The 763-nt window shown below is 66.7% G+C and carries 1 protein-coding gene; it reads right to left on the minus strand.

From position 1 onward, the window contains the following. Nucleotides 1-19: 19 nt before the first annotated feature. Nucleotides 20-763, minus strand: a 744-nt coding sequence (locus Mgrana_RS16650) for an ABC transporter permease subunit (protein ID WP_206075106.1), incomplete at its 5' end; no start/stop codon positions are given.

Here is a 763-nt window from a genome sequence, read left to right on the forward strand (position 1 = left end):
TCCTTATACGGCTGCATACCTAAAGAGTAGCCTCACGCCAAGGGGTTAGCCCCCTCTCGAGCCGGGCCAGGCTCCAGTCGGTCAGTAGGGCCAGGAGCGCTACCGCCACCGCCCCTTCGGTGACAAACCCTAGGTTGCTCACGGCCAACCCCGCCACAATGGGCGTGCCCAGCCCACCCCCACCCACCAGGGGCGCCACCGTCGCCGTGGCCAGGATCAGCACCAGGCTGGCGCGAATCCCCGCCAGGATCACCGGCAGGGCCAGTGGCAGCTCCACCCGCCACAGCCGCTGAGCTGGGGAATACCCCATCCCCTGGGCGGCATCCAGCACCTCGGGGGGAAGGGCGGCAAACGCCTCGAGCCCTCCCCGCACCACCGGCAGCAACCCATACAGGAACAGTGCCAGCACCGCTCCCTGCGAGCCAAAACCAAACAACGGCAGGGCCAAAACCAGCACCGCCACCGGTGGAAAGGTCTGCCCAATCGCCACGCTGCTCTCCAAGAGCGGCCTAAAGGCTGCCCCCGCAGGACGGGTGGCGTAGATGGCCAGCGGCAAACCGATGAGGATGACCAAAAACCCCGCGCTCACCGTAATGCTCAGGTGCTGTAGAACCAGGCTGAGCAGGGTTTCACGCTCGAAAATGGGGTTGCGCGCGCTGGGGAAGAGCACCCCCAGGCCACGCGCCCACAGCTCTTGTTGGGCGAACAGCCCCAACAACCCCATCCATAGCAAGGCCGGGAGCCAGAGCCCCCCCCAGACCCC

Source organism: Meiothermus granaticius NBRC 107808 (assembly GCF_003574355.1).
In the GTDB taxonomy this organism is placed as follows: Bacteria; Deinococcota; Deinococci; order Deinococcales; family Thermaceae; genus Meiothermus; species Meiothermus granaticius.